Source organism: Micromonospora sp. DT4 (assembly GCF_049841675.1).
Taxonomy (GTDB): domain Bacteria; phylum Actinomycetota; class Actinomycetes; order Mycobacteriales; family Micromonosporaceae; genus Micromonospora.
Window position 1 is genome coordinate 16,925 of record NZ_JBNCKT010000058.1, and the last position, 19,157, is coordinate 36,081.

21 protein-coding genes and 1 pseudogene are annotated in these 19,157 nt (G+C 71.1%); 7 read left to right on the forward strand and 15 right to left on the reverse strand.

The window, feature by feature from the left end; genetic code table 11:
- Positions 1–26 precede the first annotated feature (26 nt).
- Positions 27–827 carry an energy-coupling factor transporter transmembrane component T family protein gene (locus tag ACLQ24_RS17540; RefSeq protein WP_425892800.1) on the forward strand — a complete coding sequence of 267 codons (801 nt, stop codon included), beginning with the start codon at positions 27–29 and terminating at the stop codon, positions 825–827.
- 224 nt (positions 828–1,051) lie between these two features.
- Here the strand turns inward: ACLQ24_RS17540 and ACLQ24_RS17545 are convergent, their stop codons facing one another.
- Positions 1,052–1,486, reverse strand: coding sequence for a hypothetical protein (locus ACLQ24_RS17545; protein ID WP_425892801.1), 435 nt, complete (start codon positions 1,484–1,486; stop codon positions 1,052–1,054).
- Between the two features lie 288 nt (positions 1,487–1,774).
- Between ACLQ24_RS17545 and ACLQ24_RS17550 the strand changes: the two genes are divergently transcribed.
- Positions 1,775–2,071 (forward strand): MTH1187 family thiamine-binding protein, encoded by a 297-nt coding sequence (locus ACLQ24_RS17550; protein ID WP_425892802.1) that lies wholly within the window; start codon positions 1,775–1,777, stop codon positions 2,069–2,071.
- Between the two features lie 143 nt (positions 2,072–2,214).
- Positions 2,215–3,657, forward strand: a complete 1,443-nt coding sequence (gene gndA, locus ACLQ24_RS17555) for an NADP-dependent phosphogluconate dehydrogenase (RefSeq protein ID WP_425892803.1) — start codon at positions 2,215–2,217, stop codon at positions 3,655–3,657.
- A gap of 108 nt (positions 3,658–3,765) precedes the next feature.
- On the opposite strand, the gene ACLQ24_RS17560 is transcribed toward gndA, so the two are convergent.
- From ACLQ24_RS17560 to recO, 5 genes are all read right to left on the reverse strand, one after another.
- On the reverse strand, positions 3,766–4,527 hold the full coding sequence (locus tag ACLQ24_RS17560; protein ID WP_425892804.1) for a pirin family protein: 762 nt from the start codon (positions 4,525–4,527) through the stop codon (positions 3,766–3,768).
- Entirely contained in the window at positions 4,524–4,790 is a 267-nt protein-coding gene (locus ACLQ24_RS17565) for a thioredoxin reductase (RefSeq protein ID WP_425892805.1), read from the reverse strand. Before ACLQ24_RS17565 ends, ACLQ24_RS17560 begins: the two co-directional genes overlap by 4 nt.
- Positions 4,791–5,038: 248 nt before the next feature.
- On the reverse strand, positions 5,039–5,224 hold the full coding sequence (locus ACLQ24_RS17570) for a hypothetical protein (RefSeq protein ID WP_425892806.1): 186 nt from the start codon (positions 5,222–5,224) through the stop codon (positions 5,039–5,041).
- Positions 5,225–5,291: 67 nt separating this feature from the next.
- Complete coding sequence (locus tag ACLQ24_RS17575) at positions 5,292–6,104, reverse strand: isoprenyl transferase (RefSeq protein WP_425892807.1); 813 nt, start codon at positions 6,102–6,104, stop codon at positions 5,292–5,294.
- Entirely contained in the window at positions 6,101–7,015 is a 915-nt protein-coding gene (gene recO, locus ACLQ24_RS17580; protein WP_425892808.1) for a DNA repair protein RecO, read from the reverse strand. Before recO ends, ACLQ24_RS17575 begins: the two co-directional genes overlap by 4 nt.
- A 102-nt stretch (positions 7,016–7,117) precedes the next feature.
- On the opposite strand from recO, the gene ACLQ24_RS17585 reads away from it, so the two are divergent.
- On the forward strand, positions 7,118–7,924 hold the full coding sequence (locus ACLQ24_RS17585) for a DUF4097 family beta strand repeat-containing protein (protein ID WP_425892809.1): 807 nt from the start codon (positions 7,118–7,120) through the stop codon (positions 7,922–7,924).
- Between the two features lie 63 nt (positions 7,925–7,987).
- Here the strand turns inward: ACLQ24_RS17585 and era are convergent, their stop codons facing one another.
- The 7 genes from era to ACLQ24_RS17620 form a co-directional block, all read right to left on the reverse strand.
- On the reverse strand, positions 7,988–8,884 hold the full coding sequence (era, locus tag ACLQ24_RS17590) for a GTPase Era (RefSeq protein WP_425892816.1): 897 nt from the start codon (positions 8,882–8,884) through the stop codon (positions 7,988–7,990).
- Positions 8,885–8,889: 5 nt separating this feature from the next.
- Positions 8,890–9,276, reverse strand: coding sequence for a cytidine deaminase (locus ACLQ24_RS17595; protein ID WP_355625161.1), 387 nt, complete (start codon positions 9,274–9,276; stop codon positions 8,890–8,892).
- Entirely contained in the window at positions 9,269–10,693 is a 1,425-nt protein-coding gene (locus ACLQ24_RS17600) for a hemolysin family protein (RefSeq protein ID WP_425892817.1), read from the reverse strand. The genes ACLQ24_RS17595 and ACLQ24_RS17600 overlap by 8 nt, the downstream gene beginning before the upstream one ends.
- Positions 10,669–11,142, reverse strand: coding sequence for an rRNA maturation RNase YbeY (ybeY, locus tag ACLQ24_RS17605; protein WP_357012670.1), 474 nt, complete (start codon positions 11,140–11,142; stop codon positions 10,669–10,671). The genes ACLQ24_RS17600 and ybeY overlap by 25 nt, the downstream gene beginning before the upstream one ends.
- A gap of 15 nt (positions 11,143–11,157) precedes the next feature.
- The gene (locus ACLQ24_RS17610) at positions 11,158–12,216 is read right to left on the reverse strand and encodes a PhoH family protein (RefSeq protein ID WP_425892810.1); all 1,059 of its coding nucleotides are present in this window, start codon (positions 12,214–12,216) and stop codon (positions 11,158–11,160) included.
- A gap of 131 nt (positions 12,217–12,347) precedes the next feature.
- Positions 12,348–13,259, reverse strand: coding sequence for a DUF7586 domain-containing protein (locus ACLQ24_RS17615; RefSeq protein WP_425892818.1), 912 nt, complete (start codon positions 13,257–13,259; stop codon positions 12,348–12,350).
- On the reverse strand, positions 13,256–13,624 hold the full coding sequence (locus ACLQ24_RS17620) for a hypothetical protein (protein ID WP_425892811.1): 369 nt from the start codon (positions 13,622–13,624) through the stop codon (positions 13,256–13,258). The genes ACLQ24_RS17615 and ACLQ24_RS17620 overlap by 4 nt, the downstream gene beginning before the upstream one ends.
- A 104-nt stretch (positions 13,625–13,728) precedes the next feature.
- Here ACLQ24_RS17620 and ACLQ24_RS17625 point away from each other — a divergent pair.
- Both ACLQ24_RS17625 and ACLQ24_RS17630 read left to right on the forward strand, forming a co-directional pair.
- Positions 13,729–16,122 (forward strand): annotated as a pseudogene (locus tag ACLQ24_RS17625) (Tn3 family transposase); the annotation flags it as partial.
- 25 nt (positions 16,123–16,147) lie between these two features.
- Positions 16,148–16,726 (forward strand): Tn3 family transposase, encoded by a 579-nt coding sequence (locus tag ACLQ24_RS17630; protein ID WP_425892819.1) that lies wholly within the window; start codon positions 16,148–16,150, stop codon positions 16,724–16,726.
- 327 nt (positions 16,727–17,053) lie between these two features.
- Here the strand turns inward: ACLQ24_RS17630 and ACLQ24_RS17635 are convergent, their stop codons facing one another.
- Both ACLQ24_RS17635 and ACLQ24_RS17640 read right to left on the reverse strand, forming a co-directional pair.
- A complete protein-coding gene (locus ACLQ24_RS17635) occupies positions 17,054–17,188 on the reverse strand; it encodes a hypothetical protein (RefSeq protein ID WP_255473750.1) in 135 nt (44 codons plus the stop codon).
- A gap of 93 nt (positions 17,189–17,281) precedes the next feature.
- The gene (locus ACLQ24_RS17640) at positions 17,282–18,070 is read right to left on the reverse strand and encodes a metal-dependent hydrolase (protein WP_425892812.1); all 789 of its coding nucleotides are present in this window, start codon (positions 18,068–18,070) and stop codon (positions 17,282–17,284) included.
- A 366-nt stretch (positions 18,071–18,436) separates the two neighbouring features.
- On the opposite strand from ACLQ24_RS17640, the gene ssb reads away from it, so the two are divergent.
- Positions 18,437–18,985, forward strand: coding sequence for a single-stranded DNA-binding protein (gene ssb, locus ACLQ24_RS17645; RefSeq protein ID WP_425892813.1), 549 nt, complete (start codon positions 18,437–18,439; stop codon positions 18,983–18,985).
- The last annotated feature ends 172 nt before the right edge of the window (positions 18,986–19,157 follow it).

A 19,157-nucleotide genomic window follows, 5' to 3' on the forward strand; every position in this document is an offset into this window, starting at 1 on the left:
CTCGACGCCGGACGGGAGTCGCGCGGATGATCAGCATCGAGCCGGTCGCCAGGCCCGGAGCGCCGCTGGCCCGGCGCAACCCGGTGGCGAAGCTCGCCGCCGCGCTGGTCTTCTCGTTCACCCTGCTGGCCACGCTCGACCCGCTGGCGCCCGCGATCGCCATCGCCGTCGAACTCGCCGTGCTGCCCCTGTTCGGCCTCCGCTACCGGGTGCTGGCCCGGCGGGCCCTGCCGCTGCTGCTCAGCGCCGCCGGCATCCTGGTCACCCTGGTGCTCTTCGCCGCCGACCAGTCGGGTCGCGTCCTGCTGGACGCCGGGCCGGTGCTGGTGAGCACCGGCGTGCTGCTCACCGCGCTCGGCCTGGTGCTGCGGGTCTTCGCGGTGGCCCTGCCCGGCGTGATCGTCTTCGCCACCACCGACCCGACCGACCTGGCGGACGCGTTGATCCAGAACGCGAAGGCCCCGGCCCGGTTCGCCATCGGGGCGCTGGCCGCGTTCCGGCTCGTGCCGCTGCTCGGCCAGGAATGGCAGATGATCAGCATGGCCCGCCGGGCACGCGGCGTGGACGCGGGACGCAACCCCGTGGCGAAGCTGCGACTGTTCGCGTCCACGGCGTTCGCGCTGCTGGTCGGTGCGATCCGCCGAGGTACCCGACTGGCCGTCGCGATGGACGCCCGCGGGTTCGACGCCGACACACCCCGTACCGTGGCTCGCCGCCAGCGCTTCGGCCTCGCCGACACGCTGCTCGTCGTCGGCGCGTTCGCGCTGGCCGGCGCGGCGCTGACGACGAGCGTCCTGGCCGGCACCTTCCGCCCCCTACTCGGCTGACGCCGGCCCACATCGGTCCACCGCATGCCCGGCCACCGCGCGCCCGGCCACCGCGGGCCCGGCCACCGCATGCCCGGCCACCGCATGCCCGGCCACCGCGCGCCCGGCCGGCGGCAAGATCCGCGCACCTTCAGGGATGTAGTTTGCCTCGTCAGCGTGGGAGGCCACTACATCCCTGAAGTTGCTGTCACCGAGCCGTGCGCCCGCGGGGCCCCACGGCTCGGTCAGCTACGCCGGAAGGCATAGCGGCGGGTCTGTCCCGCCGGCTGACTACGGCCGCCGGCCGAGCGGTTGCCGCCCGTCAGCGGGCCGGCCGTCGGCGCCGACGGTCGCCGGGTCGGCGTCGGCAGCGGCAGCGGCGTCGGCGTCGGCGTCGGCGTCGGCAGATCCTCCACCGACGGCGCGTTGACCGCCGACGGCACATCGACGGGCAGCGCCACGTCGGGCGGGACAGCTCCGGGCCGTACCGGCCCACCGAGCGCCGCCGGGTCGACCAGCGACGCCAGCGACACGCGCTCGACCAGCGACGCCAGCAGCGCCGGTTCGACCGCGACATCGGGACGGGTTGGCAGGGCGGGGCCGTGGTCGGCCGCCGGGTCCTGCCCGGGCAGGGTCGTTCTCGGGGTACGGGGCTTCTTCGGGTTACGCCTGGCGGGCATCCGGGCCTCCTTCGGTGCCGACCGTCCCGGCCGTTCCCGCGCTCCGGCGGTCGGTCGGATCGGCTGGTGACCGTCGCGTCGCGACGGTCGGGTGGGAAGGGACTGCTCACCGGGGATCAGGCCGGCTCGACGCCGCCATACGGCGGGAGGGAGACGCGACGCCCGGGAGCGCACGGACCGCGACGCGGGGCGGCGGACCGGCTCGGAAGTGGGGCGTCAGTTACGCATGCCGGAACCCTAACCACCACACGAGGAGACGCGCACCCGATTTACTGGCACGATCGGCGCATGCTGATCGCGTTCTCGATCACCCCGCTCGGCGGCGGCGACTCCGTGGGCGACCTCGTGGCCGAGGCGGTACGGCTGGTCCGCGAGTCCGGGCTGCCGAACCGGACCGATGCCATGTTCACCACCGTCGAGGGCGAGTGGGACGAGGTGATGGCGGTGGTGAAGCGCGCGGTCGACGTGGTGGCCGCGCAAGCGCCCCGGGTGAGCGTCGTCCTCAAGGCCGACGTCCGGCCCGGGGTCACCGACGCGCTCACCGCGAAGGTGGCGCGTGTGGAGGAACGACTGGCCCAGGGGTGAGTGTGGACGGCGGTCGGCGTGTGGACGCGGTGGACGGACGGGCCGCGACCAGGCAGTGACCCACCGTGGGACGACCTGACCGCGATGCCGTGTGCCGCGATACGGTCGCAGGGACAGTTCGACGGCGAGAGGTGGCGGCACGAATGGCTCAGCAGGCGACAGCGCAGATCGGCGTGACCGGGCTGGCGGTGATGGGCCGGAATCTGGCCCGCAACCTGGCCCGTAACGGCTTCACCGTGGCGGTGCACAACCGGTCCCCGGAACGCACCCGCAGCCTAGTCGCCGAGCACGGCGACGAGGGCACCTTCGTGCCCGGTGAGACGATGGCCGACTTCGTGGCGTCGCTGGAACGGCCCCGCGCGGTGATCGTGATGGTCAAGGCGGGTGCGCCCACCGACGCGGTCATCGACGAGCTGGTGCCGCTGCTGGACGAGGGCGACATCATCGTCGACTGCGGCAACGCCCACTTCGCCGACACCCGCCGCCGCGAGGAGTCGCTGCGCGCGCAGGGGCTGCATTTCAGCGGCACCGGTGTCTCCGGGGGCGAGGAGGGCGCGCTGCTCGGGCCGAGCATCATGCCGGGCGGTTCCGCCGAGTCGTACGCGAAGCTCGGGCCGATGTTCGAGAAGATCGCCGCCCAGGTGGACGGCGTGCCGTGCTGCACGCACGTCGGGCCGGACGGCGCCGGGCACTTCGTCAAGATGGTGCACAACGGCATCGAGTACGCCGACATGCAGCTCATCGCCGAGGCGTACGACCTGCTGCGCGCCGGCCTGGACGCCACCCCGGCGGAGATCGCGGAGATCTTCCGCGACTGGAACAACGGTGAGCTGGAGTCGTTCCTCATCGAGATCACCGCCGACGTGTTGGCGCACACCGACGCGGCGACCGGCCGCGCGTTCGTCGACATCGTGCAGGACCGGGCCGAGCAGAAGGGCACCGGCCGGTGGACCGTGCAGAGCGCCCTCGACCTGGGCATCCCGATCACCGGGATCGCCGAGGCGACGTTCGCGCGCTCGCTGTCCGGGCACGTCGACCAGCGCGAGGCCGCCCGCCGGGCCTTCCCGGACGCCGGTGACAAGTGGCAGGTGGCCGACCGGGACGCGTTCGTCGAGGACGTCCGGCGGGCGCTGCTCGCTTCCAAGATCGTCGCGTACGCGCAGGGCTTCGACCACATCCGGGCCGGCAGCAGCGAGTACGACTGGGACATCGACCTGGGCGGCACGGCGACCATCTGGCGGGGTGGCTGCATCATCCGGGCCCGCTTCCTGAACCGCATCCGCGAGGCGTACGACGAGCAGCCAGACCTGCCGACGCTGCTGGTGGCGCCCTACTTCGCCGAGGCGGTCAGCGCCGGCGTGCCGAGCTGGCGGCGGGTGGTGGCCGACGCGACGCACGCGGGTGTGCCGACGCCGGCGTTCTCGTCGTCACTGGCGTACTTCGACGCGCTGCGCGCCGAGCGGCTGCCCGCCGCGCTGATCCAGGGCCTACGGGACAACTTCGGCGCGCACACCTACCAGCGCGTGGACCGCGAGGGCTCGTTCCACACCACCTGGGCCGGCGACAGGACCGAGTCCCCGGCGTAAGCACGACGCACGGCATGATCGTGCTCGATCCATGATGTAGTGACCTCCCTGGCGCGGGAGGCCACTACATCCATGTTCGGGCGCGATCGTCGGAGGCATCGCGGGCGGTCAGGCGACCGTGGCGTGCATCTCCCACACGAGGATCTCCGCCGGTTCGTCGGCGGTGACCCGTCGACCGCCGGTCATGGTGAGCCTCGCCGCGTCTCCGGTGCCGAGTGGACCGCTGCCTTCCAGGGTGACCGTGCCGTCGGGCACGTACAGGTGCACGAACGGCGCGTCCGGGATGGTGACCTCGTCGCCGGGGCGGAGGCGGGCGGCGTGCAGGGTCGCGTACCGGTTGCGAATCCGGATCGCCGACGCGCCGTCGTAGCGCTCCATCCCGGAGGCGATCGGCACCAGGCCGCCGCGCAGCAACTCGTCCTCGATCTCCAACTGCTCGTAGCCGGGGTCGACACCCTGCTCGTCGGGGAGCACCCACATCTGCACGAAGTGCACGGGGTCGCTGTGCGGCTGCTGGTTGCCGAGCCGCCAGGCGTCGTTCTTCTCCGAGTGCAGGATGCCGGTGCCGGCACTCATCCGCTGCGCCAGGCCCGGGTAGATGACCCCGGAGTGGCCGGTGGAGTCCTGGTGCACGAGCGAACCGCGCAGCACCCAGGTCACGATCTCCATGTCCTGGTGCGGGTGGGTCTCGAAGCCCGCGCCCGGCCGGACCACGTCGTCGTTGTTGACCAGCAGCAGGCCGTGGTGGGTGTTGGCCGGGTCGTAGTGCCGGGAGAACGAGAAGGAGTGCTTGGAATCCAGCCAGGAGATCCGGGTGGCGAAGCGGTCGTCGGCACGGCGTACGTCGACAGCCGGGGCGGGTGCGGTCACCAGGCACGCTGCCCGGCGTCGGGGGTCGACGGCGCCCAGGTCAGGGCCGGCTCCCCGGTGGCCAGTTCGGCGATCTCACCGGCCCGCAGCGCGGACGTGTGACCGAACTCGGCACAGTGCTGCTCGGCGATCTCGGCACAGATCTCGGCGACCTGCTCGCAGATCGGGTCGCCCAGGTCGGCCGCGTTCAACGCCATGATCATCTTGTACCGGAGATCCCGCACCTCCACCCCCAGCCGCCTAGTCCCGTCGAGTCCCACCACCTCCGAACCCTACCGGCCCCCACCTCCCCGAACCCCTGAATCCCCCACCCCAGACCCGCGCCCCACCACATCCCACCCCCGCCGATCTTGCACTTATGGTGGTCGATCAGTCCGCTTCCACACCTTCGTCACCACAGGAAGGGCAAGATCGACGGCACGATTACGTGGGGTGGGGTGGTTCAGGGTGAGACGCCGACGCCGCCTCGCACGTTCTGTGCGGGGCGGCGCCGGGAGGGTGGTGGTTCGTGTCACCAGAATCGGCGACGCTTGGCCTTCTGTGGGCGCATCAGGTCCGCGCCCCGGGTCAGCAGCCGGGTCGCCCCGGAGGGACCACGGCGGGCCACCAGGGTGTGGCTGAGCCGGCGGGCGCCGGCCGCGGCCAGTGGCACCGCGACGGCCATCACCGCCCACTGGGCAATGCGCTTCTGGATCATGTGGGTTCACCTCCGTCAGTGGCTTCTGACGTCTTTGATACCCAGCGTGACGTGTGGGTAAGCCTCCTCAGGCCGTCGGCGCCACCGGGTTGGGCAGCGCGCCGCCAAAGCGCCGGTCCCGCTGGGCGTAGAGCTCGCACGCGTACCAGAGGTGGCGGCGGTCGAAGTCCGGCCAGAGCGTGTCCAGGAAGACCAACTCGGCGTACGCCGTCTGCCAGAGCAGGAAGTTGGAGATCCGCTCCTCGCCCGAGGGCCGCAGGAACAGGTCCACCTCCGGGATCTCCGGGTGGTACAGGTATTTCGCGACGGTCTTCTCGCTGACCTTCGCCGGGTCCAGTCGACCGGCCGCCACGTCCCGCGCGATGGCGGCGGCGGCGTCGCCGATCTCTGCCTGACCGCCGTAGTTGACGCAGAACTGGAGGGTCAGAGTGGAGTTGCCCTGGGACATCTCCTCGGCGGTCTGCAGCTCGGAGATGACGCTCTTCCACAGCCGCCCCGGCCGCCCCGACCAGACCACCCGCACGCCCAGGTCGACCAGTTGGTCGCGGCGTCGACGGATCACGTCCCGGTTGAACCCCATCAGGAACCGGACCTCGTCGGGCGAACGCCGCCAGTTCTCGGTCGAGAACGCGTACGCCGACAGGTACGGGATGCCCATCTCGATCGCACCCTCGATGGTGTCGAAGAGGCTGTGCTCCCCCGCCTCGTGGCCCTTGGTACGGGCCATCCCGCGCTCCTTGGCCCACCGGCCGTTACCGTCCATCACGATGGCCACGTGCTTCGGCACCGCCCCCGCGGGCAGCGCCGGCGGCCGGGCACCGGACGGGTGCGGCGTCGGTGGCGTCGGCTCGCGCCGACCGGGCCTCGTCGATCGGATCACTCGGCTCTCTCCCTGCTCGTGCCGTCCGCCCCGGCCTGGACGTCACCGCCCGGCCGGAGCATCGCAGCCCCGGCCTCGACGTCACCGCCCGGCCGGAGCATCGCAGCCCCACCGCCGCCCGACGGCGGGACCGTGCCGGTGACCGAGGTGCCCCGGTCGACCAGCGGCAGCGAGCGTAACGCGCGTTCCAGGTGCCACTGGAGGTGCGCCGCCACCAGACCGCTGCACTCCCGACGTACACCGGTGTCGGTGGCGTCGGCGACCACCCAGTCGCCGGTGGTCAGCGCGGACATCAGGTCGATGGTGGCCGGCGCGGGATGGGCCGCGCCGGGCGGCCGGCAGTCCGGGCAGACCGCGCCGCCGGCCGGCACGGAGAACGCGCGGTGCCGCCCGGGGGTACCGCAGACCGCGCAGGCGGTCAGGGCCGGCGCCCAGCCGGCGAGGGCCATCCCGCGCAGCAGGTACGCGTCGAGCACCAGGGTGGTGTCGTGCTCGCCCCGGGACAGCGCCTTCATCGCCCCGACGGTGAGCTGGAACAGCCGCAGCGACGGCTCCCGTTCGACGGGTGTCAGCCGCTCGGCCGTCTCGGCGATCGCGCTGGCCGCCGTGTAGCGGGGATAATCGCCGAGGAACCGCTTGCCGTACAGGTCGATCCCCTCGACCTGGCTGACCGTGTGCAGCGAGCTGCCGTGGTTGCCCTTGGGGTCACCGGCGAGTTGCAGGTCGACGTGACCGAACGGCTCCAGTCGGGCGCCGAACTTGCTCATGGTGCGGCGAACCCCCCGGGCGACCGCCCGCAACCGGCCGTGCCGGCGGGTGAGCAGAGTGATGATCCGGTCGGACTCGCCGAGCTTCTGCACGCGCAGCACCACCGCGTCGTCGCGGTAGAGCTGTCGGCGGTACCCGGCCATCGGACCATTCTCCCTCGGGGTGTGAAATCAGGGTCGCTTCGGGGTGGACGCGCGGATGAACCCCGATGCGCCTGGCCGATGACCGCCCGTAGCGTGCTCGCCATGGCACTGCACCAGACCACCGCCCTCCGTCGTCGCCGCGCCACCGCATCCGTCGCGTTGGGGCTGTCCACCGCTCTCATCCTGCTGGCCGGGTGCGACAACCTGTCCTTCCGGCGCTTGGACTACGACGACACCGAGCCGGTGAGGATCACCACCATCCGGGTGGACGGCGGCTCCGGGGACGTGATCGTCCGCGGCACCGGCACCGCGGGCGAGGCGCGGATCAAGCGGGTGGTCCGCTACCAGGGCGGCGAGCCCAAGGCGCGGTACGAGATCAAGGACAGCGAGTTGGTGTTGAACACCGACTGCGGCGACCGGTGCAGCGTGTCGTACGAGGTGACCGTCCCCGAGGGGGTCACCGTGCAGGGCGACAGCGGCTCGGGTGACGTCGAGCTGACCAAGGTCGGCGCGGTGAAGCTGCGACTCGGCTCGGGCGACGTGCGGATGACCGAGGTCACGGGGGCGCTCGACGTGGAGACCGGCTCGGGCGACATCGACCTGAGCGAGGCCCATTCGACAGTACGACTGCGGGCCGGCTCCGGCGACGTCAGCGCCCGCCGCGTGGCCGGCGCGACCGACGCCGAGGCCGGCTCCGGCAACGTGACCGTCGAGATGGAGACGCCGGCCTCGGCGCGGGCGCACGCCTCCAGCGGCGACGTCTCGCTGCTCGTCCCGGCGGGCAGCTACCGGGTCCGTTCCAACACCGGCTCCGGCGACGCACGGATCACCGTCACGGACGACCCGGCGGCGTCCCTGGTGCTCGACGCCTCGGCCGGCAGCGGCGATGTGACGATCACCCAGCGTTGATCTCGACGGTCACCGCCGCACGACGTACCCGCCGCGCCGGTGGCAGGCCGTGAAGGTGTCCGCTCAGAAACCCAGCTTGCGCAACTGCCGCGGGTCGCGTTGCCAGTCCTTCGCGACCCGCACGTGCAGATCCAGATAGACCCGCGAGCCGAGCAGCTCCTCGATCTGCCGGCGGGCGTTGGTGCCGACCTCCTTGAGCCGGCTGGCCCGGTGGCCGAGCACGATCGCCTTCTGACTGGGACGCTCCACGTACACGTCGGCGTAGATCTTCATGAGCTGACCCTCGGGGATCATCTCCTCCACGACCACGGCGATGGAGTGCGGCAGCTCGTCGCGGACGCCCTCCAGGGCCGCTTCCCGGATCAGCTCCGCGACCAGCACCTGCTCCGGGTCGTCGGTCAGCATGTCGTCCGGGTAGAGCTGCGGCGACGGCGGCAGGTACTTGGTCATCACGTCGACGAGCGTGTCCACCTGGTGCCCGGAGACGGCGCTCACCGGCACGATCTCGGCGAACTCCCCCAGCTCGCTGACCGCGAGCAACTGCTCGGCCAGCCGCCGCTTGTCGACCAGGTCGGTCTTGGTGACCACGGCCAGCACGGTCGCCTTCAGCTCGGCCAGCTCGCCCGTGATGAACCGGTCACCGCGGCCCACCGGCTCGTCCGCCGGGATGCACAGGCCGATGACGTCGACCTCGGTCCAGGTGGAGCGGACCAGGTCGTTGAGGCGCTCACCGAGCAGCGTACGGGGGCGATGCAGGCCCGGCGTGTCCACCAGGACCAGCTGCGACTCCGGACGGTGCAGCACCGCCCGGATGACGTGCCGGGTGGTCTGCGGCTTGTTCGAGGTGATCGCGATCTTGGTGCCCACGATCGCGTTGGTCAGCGTGGACTTGCCCGCGTTGGGCCGACCGACGAAACAGCCGAACCCGGCCCGGTACGGGCGCGCCTCCGGCTCTCGCACCGGGCTCACTCGGTCACCGTGCCAAGGACCGTGCCGTCCGGGGCGGCGACGTGGATCGGCGCGTCCGCCGCGAGGTCGCGCACCACGGCATGACCCGCGCCGTCCAGCGTCGACGCCTCGGTCACCACCGCCGCCGCCTCCAGCCGGCTCGCCCCGGCGGCAACAGCCGAGGCCACCGCCAACTGCAACGCGGTGAGGGTCAGCGAGGGCAGCGCGACGCTGGCCGCCGCGTACGTCCGGCCGTCCTGATCGCGTACCGCGGCGCCCTCCACGGCACCAACCCGCGCGCGGGCGCCCCGGGCCAGGACGACGAGCTTGCCGTCTTCGGCGCTCAGCGGTGCCGGCGCGCCGGGGGTGGGCCGGGCGGTGGGCGCGGCGGGTGTCTCAGGCATCGGCGGCTTGCCTCTCCTCGTCTCGATAATGATCCGGGTCGTCCCCGGGGCCGGCATGGTCGCCGCGCCCGTTGGTGTCCTGCTCGTCGCCCGACTCCACCCTGCTGACCAGGACGGTGTCGATCCGGTTGCGCCGGCCCGTGGTGCCCTCGGCGACCAGCCGGAGGCCGGCCACCTCGGCCTGCGCTCCGGGGATCGGCACCCGCCCCAGCGACTGGGCGAGCAGGCCACCGACCGTCTCCACCTCGTCGGTGGGCAGGTCGGTGTCGAACAGCTCGCCCAGGTTCTCCACCGGCAGGCGGGCGGTCACCCGCACCGAGGAGTCCGCGAGACGTTCGACCGGCGGGCGCTCGACATCGTACTCGTCGGTGATCTCACCGACGATCTCCTCCAGGATGTCCTCGATGGTGACGAGGCCACCGGTGCCGCCGTACTCGTCGACCACGATGACCAGGTGGTTGCGCGCCGCCTGCATCTCCGACAACAGGTCGTCGACCGGCTTGGACTCCGGTACGAAGGTCGCCGGGCGCATCAGCTCGGCCACCGGCAACTGCTCGGCGTACGGGTCGCCGCCCCGGGACCGGCGGATCAGGTCCTTGAGGTAGAGCACACCGAGTACGTCGTCGACGCTCTCGCCGATCACCGGGATGCGGGAGAAGCCGGACCGCAGGAAGAGCACCAGCGCCTGGGCGAGGGTCTTGCCTTCCTCGATCCACACCATCTCGGTACGCGGCACCATGACCTCACGGGCGATGGTGTCGCCGAGCGCGAAGACCGAATGGATCATCTGACGCTCGCCGTGCTCCACGACGCCGCGCTGCTCGGCGAGGTCGACCAGCTCGCGCAGCTCCACCTGGCTGGCGAACGGCCCCTCCCGGAAGCCCCGCCCGGGGGTGACCGCGTTGCCGATCAGGATGAGCAGCGACGCGAGCGGGTTGAGCGCGCGACCCAGCCAGCGGACCAGCGGCGCGACGGCCCGGCCCACGGCGTACGCGTGCTGCCGGCCGATGGTGCGCGGGGCGACACCGACCACCACGAAGCTGACCACGGTCATCGCCCCGGCGGTGACCAGCGCGGCCCGCCAACCCGCCCCGAAACTGTCCACCGCGACCAACGCCACCAGCGTGGTGGCGGTCAGCTCGGCGAGCAGCCGCAGCAACAACAGCAGGTTGAGGTGCCGGACGACGTCCCCGGCCACGACCTGGAGGGTACGGGCGCCGCGCACGCCGTCCCGGGCCAGCTCGGCGGCCCGGGCCGGCGAGACCGCGGCGAGCGCCGCCTCGGTCATCGCGATCACACCGGCCAGCACCACCAGGCCGGCCGCGAAGACGATCAGTTGCAGGTCGGGAAGGCCGGCCGTGGGGCCGACCGCCAGTAACGAGGGAGTGGACATCACTGGGTGCGGGTCGACCGCCAGCTCGCCAACAGTCGAGCCTGGAGGGCGAACATCTCCCGCTCCTCCTCCGGCTCCGCGTGGTCGTAGCCGAGCAGATGCAGCACACCGTGCACGGTGAGCAGGTGTAGCTCGTCGGCCGGGGCGTGCCCGGCGGTAGCGGCCTGCTTGGCCGCCACCTCGGGGCAGAGCACGATGTCACCGAGCAGGGCCGGCTCGCCGCCGGCCGGGGCGGTCTCGCCCGGGCCGTGGTCGACGCTTCCCTCGTCCATCGGGAAGGCGAGCACGTCGGTCGGGCCGTCCCCACCCATCCAGCGGTGGTTCAGCTCGGTCATGTAGTCGATGTCGACCAGCAGCACGGACAACTCGGCGAGGGGGTTGACCCCCATCTCGTCGAGGGCGTGCCGGGCGACGGCGAGCACGGCGTCGGTGTCGACTTCGACACCGGACTCGTTGGCGATCTCGATGGACAACTGCTTTCCTCTGCTTTAGCGGCGGCGGCCGGCCCGGCCGCCCTGGGCGGGTCGCCCGGGCACGGCATGGACGCCCTGCGCCTGCTGGTTCTCCCGCTCGGCGTCCCAGCGGGCGTACGCGTCGACGATCTCCCCGACCAGCCGGTGGCGCACCACGTCGGAGCTGGACAACTGGGCGAAGTGCACGTCGTCGACGTTTTCCAGGATCTCCCGGACGACCCGCAGGCCGCTGCTCGTCCCGCCGGGAAGGTCCACCTGGGTGATGTCACCCGTCACGACGATCTTGGAGTTGAAGCCGAGCCGGGTGAGGAACATCTTCATCTGCTCGGGCGTCGTGTTCTGTGCCTCGTCCAGGATGATGAACGCGTCGTTGAGCGTCCTACCCCGCATGTACGCCAGAGGCGCGACCTCGATCGTGCCGGCGGCCATCAGCTTCGGGATCGACTCCGGGTCGAGCATGTCGTGCAGCGCGTCGTAGAGCGGGCGCAGGTACGGGTCGATCTTCTCGTTGAGCGTGCCGGGCAGAAAGCCCAGCCGCTCACCCGCCTCGACCGCCGGCCGGGTCAGGATGATCCGGTTGACCTGCTTGGCCTGTAGCGCCTGGACGGCCTTCGCCATCGCCAGGTAGGTCTTGCCGGTGCCGGCCGGGCCGATGCCGAAGACGATGGTGTTCGAGTCGATCGAGTCGACGTACCGCTTCTGCCCGAGCGTCTTCGGGCGGATGGTGCGCCCACGGCGGGAGAGGATGTCGAGGGTCAGGACCTCGGCGGGCCGCTCGGCGCCGCCCTGCTCGAGCATGCCGACGGTACGCCGGACGGCGTCAGTGGTCAGGGTCTCGCCTTTCTCGATGAGTTCGAGCAGCTCACTGAAGACCCGCTCGGCGAGGGCATTATCCGCGGGAGCGCCGGTGATGGTGATCTCGTTGCCCCGGACGTGTACGTCACTGGCGACCGAGCGTTCGACAAGCCGCAGGATCTCGTCGCCCGCGCCCAGCAGATTGACCATGATCTTGGGGTTGGGCACGGTGATCCTGGTCTGCACCCGGGGCGGGCCGGGAGGTGGGGTGCCAGTCATAGGTCGGGCCGAGGGGCCCTGCGCACCTGCTCTCGATCTCGGCGCCGGCCCTGCTGGCACGGCGTGCGGACGTTACACCCATCGTATCGGGTCAACGCGGGCCGCATCGCGCCCATTTCCGCTGGCCGCGATCAACTACCGGCCCGGAAGTCGTACCCGTCGAAGGTCTCCTGGTGGCGGGTGAACCGGTAGGTCGCCCAGTGCATCCGGACCACCGTCTGAGCCTCGTCCCGGGTCAGCCGCAGCAGCTCGCCGACCTCCCGACCGGAGACCGTCCGGAACACGTCCGGGCGGTCCGGCAGCGGCGCGAAGACCGCCGGAGGGCGGCCCGCATGGTCCCCGGCCCCGCGCGCCCGCAGGGTGCCGTCGTGCCAGGAGAAGACGTACTCGACACCCTCGCCCCACCAGCGGCCGAGCACCCCCCGCAGGGCCGCCGGAGCGGGTGCGCCGGGCGTCCACGGCTCGATGTCGGCGGGATCGTGCTCGACCGCCTCCGTGAGCAGCCGGTGCGGCAGTTCGAGCAGATCGGCCGCCGTGCCGGACGAGCCGAGCACCGCGGCGCCCATCGCGCCGGCCGTGCCGTCGCCGCCCCGGCGGCCGTACACGCCGGCCAGGAAGCCGGGCATCGCCCCGTCGTGCCCCACGTGCACCACCCGCTCGCCCTGCGGGACGAGGATCACGCCGAGCCCGAAGCCGGCACCCCAGAGCGTCTCGTCGGTGGTGGTCAGCGGCCAGCGCATCTCGTCCAGCGTGGCCGGGGCGAGCACCGCGCCGGCCGGGTCGAGCGCCGCCGGGTCGGCGAGGAACGCCGCCCAGCGGGCCATGTCGGTCGCGGTGCTCCAGAGCTGGGCGGCCGGACCCACCGCGCCGAAGTCGGTCGGCGGCTCCGGGTGCGCCTCGTCGGCCCCGCGCTTGGGTAGCTGTCCCAGCACCGCAAATATTTGATCTTGGTGTTTAGGTGTCGTAGGAGACGGATCGGCCCCGCGCAGCGTTGTTGCGTGCTGGCGGGGCCGGTTTGGCTGTTGGGGGTGCGGGGGTGTCAGTGGACGGTGCCGCGCTCGTGGAGGTCGAGTGGTTCGAGGTCGTCTTCGTCCTGGTCGTCGGCGGCTTCGGCGGGGGCGTAGAGGTCGGGGTAGCGCAGGACGTCGGGGCCTTCTTCCCAGTCGAGGCGTTCGGGCCATTCGCGGTACTCGGCGATGGTGATGGCGCGGTTTGCCTGCTGTTCGCCGCTGGAGACGGGTTCCATCGTGTCGTCGTAGACGAGGAAATGGCCACGGTGGTCGCGGGCGAGGCGGATGTCGTCGGGGTCGTCGCCGAGGGCGACGGTGACGACTGTGCCGGTGTAGCCGTCGTCGTCGAAGTCGACGCAGACCATGATCGGAGCTTCGTACCGTACCCACCTGCGCATGGTCTGTCCTTCGTGTTCGCCGGGCGTGGGGTCGGCGTTCAGCGTATCGACGTCGGGTTCCGGGTCGCCGTCAGCCGGTGACCGTCGTCTGTCAGGGTGTTGCGGTGCGCCGGGAGTGGGAACGACGGCGACTACGACCAGGTCCTCATCGACAACTTGATGACCTGATCGCATCGTGGACACTGGTCGATGCTGATCTGGAGCTGATGGCGCGGCTGCACGGCTGCCGCCAGTTGAGCTTCGCGGTGATGGTGAAGTTCTTCGAGATCGAGGGCAGGTTCCCGCGTCACGTCGGCGAGGTCCCGCCGGCCGCGGTGGACTATCTCGTGCGGCAGCTCGGCGTGCCGGACGCCGAGTTCGAGGTGACGGGGCGCGGTGTTGAGCGGTATCGGGTCCAGATCCGTGACGCGTTCGGGTTCCGGGTGTTCTCTCGGGGCGACGAGGACAAGCTGATCGCGTGGTTGGCCGAGCAGGTCTGTCCGAGCGAGTTGAACGAGGATCGGCAGCGTGAGGCGGTGTTGGCCCGGTGTCGGGCGGAGAAGCTGGAGCCGCCGGGGCGGATGGACCGGATCGTGGGCGCGGCGAACCGGCTCGCTGACGCCCGGTTCTGCGAGGACATCGTGGGTCGGCTGTCCGCTGACGTGACGGCGGCGTTGTGGGCGATCCTCGGCGACGGCCAGGACGCCGACGGCGCTGGCGGGGTGAGTTTCTTCAACGAGTTGAAGGCGGACCCGGGCAAGCTGGGCCTGGACACCCTGCTGGGCGAGATCGTGAAGCTACGCCGGGTCCGGGCGATCAAGCTTCCGGCCGGGCTGTTCGCTGACGTCGCGGAGAAGCGGGTCGCCCGGCGGAGGGCGCGGGCGGCGGCGGAGTATCCGTCGACGCTGCGCCGTGACCACCCGCCGGAGGTGTCTCTGACGCTTCTGGCGGTGTTGTGCTGGTGCCGGCAGACCGAGGTCACCGATTCGTTGGTCGAGTTGTTCATCGACTTGGTGCGGGTGATCAACACGCGGGCGCAGCGGCGGGTCGAGCGGGAGCAGATCGCGGAGTTCCGCCGGGTCGCGGACAAGGACAACGTGCTGTATCGGCTGGCCGGGGTGTCGGTGGCCCACCCGGACGGGATCGTCCGTGACGTGGTGTACCCGGCGGTCGGGGAACAGACGCTGAAGGATCTGGTGGCCGAGGCCAAGGCCACCGAGTCGCGGCGACGCCAGCGGGTGCGGACGGTGCTGGCCAGCTCGTACTCGCACCACTACCGCACCATGCTGCCGAAGCTGCTCGACGCCCTCCAATTCCGGTGCAACAACACGGCGTACCGGCCGGTGATGGACGCCCTGGAGGTATTGCATCGGCACAAGGACCGCGACGGCCGGCTCACCCACTACGAGGGGGCCGACCGGGTGCCGCTGGACGGGGTGGTCAAGGCCGACTGGCGACCGGCGGTCGTCGACGACCGGGGTCGGGTCGAGCGTATTCCGTACGAGCTGTGCGCGTTGCAGGCCCTGCGAGACGCCGTGCGCCGGCGGGAGATCTGGGTGCAGGGCGCCCGTGCCTGGCGTAACCCGGAGACGGACCTGCCGGTCGATTTCGATCTGCACCGCGACGTGCACTACACCGCGATCGCCCAGCCCACCGACCCGACGGAGTTCGTCACCGCGCTGCGGTCGCGGGTGGATACGTCGCTGGCCCGGTGGGCGGATGCCATGCGCGCCGGTACGGCCGGGACGTCGATCGGCACCCGTAAGGGGCAGGTGTGGATCTCGGTGTCGAAGCAGCCGGCCCAGCCGGTCCCGGAGAACCTGGACGCGGTCAAGGTGGAGGTGATCCGCCGGTGGGGTGTGGTGAGCCTGCTCGACCTGCTCAAGGAAGCCGACTGGCTGACCGATCTACACACCGAGTTCACGCCGATCGCCACCCGGGAGCACCTGGCCCCGGGCGAGCTGCGCAAGCGGCTGCTGCTGGTGCTGTTCGCGTTGGGCACGAACATCGGCGTGAAGCGGATCGTGCACTCCGGCGACCACGGCGTCACCGAAGCGCAGCTACGCCGCACTCGGCACCTGTTCGTCACCCGCGACGGCCTGCGCCGCGCGATCGCCGCAGTGGTCGGCGCGACGCTGCGCGAGCGTGACCCGCGCTGGTGGGGCGCCGGTACCGCGTGCGCGTCGGACTCGAAGAAGTTCGGGTCGTGGGAGTCGAACCTGATGACCGAGTGGCATGCCCGCTACGGCGGCCCCGGCGTGATGATCTACTGGCACGTCGAACGTAAAAGCGTCTGCGTGTACTCCCAGCTCAAGACCTGCTCGTCATCCGAGGTCGCGGCGATGATGGAGGGCCTGATCCGGCACGCCGCCGATGTCGACTCGCAGATCACCGCCAACTACACCGACACCCACGGCGCCTCCGTGGTCGGGTTCGCGTTCACCCACCTGCTCGGCTACCGGCTGCTGCCCCGGCTCAAGAACATCGGTGCCGCCCGCCTCTACCGGCCCGCCGACGGGGCCAGCTACCCCTGGGCTGGAGCCGGTGCTGACCAGGGCGATCAACTGGGACCTGATCACCCGCGAATACGACCAAATGATCAAGTACGCGCGGACGTTGCAGCTCGGCACCGCCGAGGCCGAGCAGATCCTGCGCCGGTTCAACACCCGCGGCCCCAAGCACCCCACCCTCGCCGCGATCGAGGAACTCGGCCGCGCCGTCCGGACGGCGTTCATCGCCGACTACCTCGCCGACCCCGCGCTGCGCCGCGAGATCCACGAGGGCTTGCAGGTCGTCGAACAGTGGAACTCCGCGAACGTGGCCATCCACTACGGCCGCGAAGCCGAACTACCCGGCGCCGACCGCGAGGCCCAGGAGATCTCCATGCTCTCCCTGCACCTGCTCCAGTCCGCGCTCGTGCTGGTCAACACCCGCATGGTCGACCGCGTCCTGGCCGAACCGGACTGGGCGGCCCGGCTCACCGAACACGACCTGCGGGGCCTGACCCCGCTGTTCTGGTCCAACGTGGCCCTGCACGGCACCTTCCAGCTCGACCTCGACCAACGCATCGACTACGAGCGCGGCACTGCGGCCGTGCCGGCCTCGACAGAAGAACAGCGATGACGCCCACCCCAACCGTTCAGACGCCCGAGGACGACGCCCGCCGGGCGGGCCTGGCCGTGTACGCCCTGACCGGTTGGCCGGTCCTCGCCGTGCTGCTGATCACCGCCAGTCTCGGCTGGTTCTACCTCGCCCGCTCCGGCGACTGGCGCGGAGCGGTGTACGCCGGACTCGCCACCGTCGCCGCGCTCGCTATCGTCGGCGTACGACTGATGGTCGCACGTACCCGGGCCTGACCACGCTGCCGTCTCTCTCAGCCCACAGCGATCAGTTGGAGGTCCTGCGGGCCGGTGGTCCGGCACCCGGCCGGTGCGCTGCTCGCGGGGGGCGCTACTGGCGCTTGCTGACGTAGGCGAAGAAGAAGAGCATCAGGATCAGCCCGAACCAGAAGTTCCAGACCGAGTTCAGGCGGTAGTAGCCGCGTACCGGCTTCCCGCCGCGCTTGTGGGGACTGACGAGCGGCATGAGGCCCTCCGTGATCGACACGCTACTGAACGGCATATATGGATATCACCAGGCGGTGACAACATCCGGCGAGCCCGAGAGTCGGCGGCCCCGCTACGGGGTGATCAGGGCCCACGCGCTGATCACGCCCAGCAGCATCAAGGCTGGGACGACCAGGAGAAGCTCGGCCGCTGACCCGGTGCGGAATCGCAGTGGCGCCCACATGCCCAGCGGTGCCCACCGGCAGCCCCGGATCCGGATGGGCCACAGCAGTGGTACCCGGCTGAAGGTCAGCGCGTCGCCGAGGGAGTGCACCAGGCAGCCCAGCCCCAGCGGCAGGCCCACCCACCACCATCCGGCGACCGGGCCGGGCAGGGCCGCGGCCATCAACCCGACCAGCAGCCCGGACCCCGCCGCCCCGTACGCCCCGCGGGTGCGCCTACGCAGCGCCCCCCGCACCGCCAGCGCCGCGGCCATACCGGCGACAACCGCCGCGGCGACATCCCCACCGACCCAGCACAGCAGCGACACCAGCAGACCCGCGGTGACGGCGAACACGAAGGTGTGGGTGACCGCCCGGTGCCCGCCCCGGCCCGCGCAGCAGCCGCACGAGGCAGTCCGCAGCGCCGCCGCTCCCGCCGCCGCGCCACGTGCGATCAGCCGGGTCAGCGGCCCCAACGACCGGGCGATGACCGACCCGGGATGGTCGACGTCGGGTAGCAACGCCCCGCCGGCGGTGACCGCCGCGCCGACCAGCACCGTGCCCACGGCCGGCCGCGCCCCCAGCCCCGCCGCCAGCGCACAACCGCCCAGCCACACCACCGCCCCGGACAACGCGTGAGAACGTCCCATCACCGCCACATCACAACCCTCCACTGCCGACACGAAACGTGAAGGAAGCATCGCAGAGAGCGCTGAGGTGCGAACACTGCCGGCGGCGAACCGGCAATGAGGCTGTGGGGGTCCCGGTAGTACGCGCCGAAAAACCATCGGATATGGGCTTGACCGGCACGGTTGTGCTCTGGGTGGGAGGCGACGTTTGTCGTGGTGGCGATCCCGGCTACGTTGGCCCCCGGTAACCGGCCGGCTTTGATCAAGAGTTGGCGGGCTGGGACAGCTGGTCCAAGCGCGGGGCCGTTGACGCTGATCCGTTCGACCCGCCTGCTGGAAGCGGCAGCGGGTGGGTGGCTTCGACGAGAACGGCTGTCGCGGCTAGCTATTGGTGAGTTCCAGCGTTGGTGGGGGTCAGGGACGAAAGGGTGATGATCGATGCTCAACGCGACGGCGATTACCGTGGTCGGGAACCTGACTGACGATCCTGAGCTGAGGTTCACCTCGTCGGGTGTGCCGATGGCCAGGTTCACGGTCGCGGTCAATCCGCGCGTGTTCGACAAGGCGTCGGGCGAGTGGCGTGACGGGGAGCCGTCGTTCTACAACTGCACGGCGTGGCGTCAGCTTGCCGAGAACGTCGCGGAAAGCTTGTCGAAAGGCGTGCGGGTGATCGTCACCGGGACCATCGCTCAGCAGCGGTGGGAGACCGATCAGGGGGAGAAACGGTCGACGTTCGCGGTCACCGCTGAGGCGGTCGGCCCGGACCTGACGTACGCGACGGCCACCGTCCGAAAGACGGTGCGGGCCGGCAACGGCACGGTCGGGCCGGATGACCCGTGGGCCACCGCGTCACCGACCCGCCCGGTACCGCGCGGGGTGCCCGGAGCCGATCGTCGCGGCCCGAACGGCACCGGGCCGACCGTGCAGGACGGGCGGCCCGTTGGGGGTGCGGCCCCGGTGCCTTTCGACGACGAACCGCCGTTCTGACGCCTGCATCCGACAGGACGCCGTTGCGTGCCTGTTCGACCATGGCGTGGAGCACGGTCTCCGTTCGGCGGGTGCGAGCTGGCTAGGTGACTGGTGTTATTGACCCGTAAGGCAAATAGTTGATGGTCAGGAGGCGGCGTAGCGGACTTCGGGCTTGCGGAACAAGGATTTC

Coding starts and splice junctions, on each gene's coding strand:
- ACLQ24_RS17610 (WP_425892810.1), bottom strand. CDS start 12,216: ATGACTGGCACCCCACCTCCCGGCCCGCCCCGGGTGCAGACCAGGATC.
- ACLQ24_RS17640 (WP_425892812.1), bottom strand. CDS start 18,070: ATGCTTCCTTCACGTTTCGTGTCGGCAGTGGAGGGTTGTGATGTGGCG.
- ssb (WP_425892813.1), top strand. CDS start 18,437: ATGCTCAACGCGACGGCGATTACCGTGGTCGGGAACCTGACTGACGAT.
- ACLQ24_RS17570 (WP_425892806.1), bottom strand. CDS start 5,224: ATGATCCAGAAGCGCATTGCCCAGTGGGCGGTGATGGCCGTCGCGGTG.
- ACLQ24_RS17545 (WP_425892801.1), bottom strand. CDS start 1,486: ATGCCCGCCAGGCGTAACCCGAAGAAGCCCCGTACCCCGAGAACGACC.
- ACLQ24_RS17635 (WP_255473750.1), bottom strand. CDS start 17,188: ATGCCGCTCGTCAGTCCCCACAAGCGCGGCGGGAAGCCGGTACGCGGC.
- ACLQ24_RS17540 (WP_425892800.1), top strand. CDS start 27: ATGATCAGCATCGAGCCGGTCGCCAGGCCCGGAGCGCCGCTGGCCCGG.
- gndA (WP_425892803.1), top strand. CDS start 2,215: ATGGCTCAGCAGGCGACAGCGCAGATCGGCGTGACCGGGCTGGCGGTG.
- ACLQ24_RS17620 (WP_425892811.1), bottom strand. CDS start 13,624: ATGCGCAGGTGGGTACGGTACGAAGCTCCGATCATGGTCTGCGTCGAC.
- ACLQ24_RS17550 (WP_425892802.1), top strand. CDS start 1,775: ATGCTGATCGCGTTCTCGATCACCCCGCTCGGCGGCGGCGACTCCGTG.
- ACLQ24_RS17595 (WP_355625161.1), bottom strand. CDS start 9,276: ATGCCTGAGACACCCGCCGCGCCCACCGCCCGGCCCACCCCCGGCGCG.
- ACLQ24_RS17585 (WP_425892809.1), top strand. CDS start 7,118: ATGGCACTGCACCAGACCACCGCCCTCCGTCGTCGCCGCGCCACCGCA.
- recO (WP_425892808.1), bottom strand. CDS start 7,015: ATGGCCGGGTACCGCCGACAGCTCTACCGCGACGACGCGGTGGTGCTG.